This is a genomic window from Pseudoalteromonas sp. S3776 (assembly GCF_005886915.1).
In the GTDB taxonomy this organism is placed as follows: Bacteria; Pseudomonadota; Gammaproteobacteria; order Enterobacterales; family Alteromonadaceae; genus Pseudoalteromonas.
Genome location: NZ_PNCU01000187.1, coordinates 1 through 302, shown reverse-complemented (window position 1 = coordinate 302; position 302 = coordinate 1). Strand labels below are relative to the sequence as shown.

Annotated in this window: 1 protein-coding gene; it reads right to left on the bottom strand. The window is 35.8% G+C overall.

Features of this window, described 5'->3' with window-relative positions; translation table 11 throughout:
* On the bottom strand, positions 1 to 276 hold a 276-nt coding region (locus CWC16_RS20115; RefSeq protein WP_212747465.1), incomplete at its 3' end, for a UDP-2,3-diacylglucosamine diphosphatase.
* Between the last annotated feature and the right edge of the window lie 26 nt (positions 277 to 302).

Genomic DNA, 302 nt, shown 5'->3' with positions numbered 1-302 from the left:
AACTAGTTCACCATCAAAACTTGCATAAGTAAAATTACGGATCCAATCCCCCAAATTAATATACCTGCTATTATTATTCAAAGTGAAATCTATAGGGTAATGCCTATGCCCAAAAATAAAATAATCAATCTCTCGTTGGGTTAGTATTTCTTTACAATAAAGGATCAGCCATTCATTATCTTCCCCCAAAAAAGCTTGATCGGAAGTACCGGTTTTCTCCCTACTTTTTCTACTGAAGTAGTAAGCCATACCGATTCCCCAATTGGGGTGCAACATGCTAAATAACCATTTACAAATTGGGT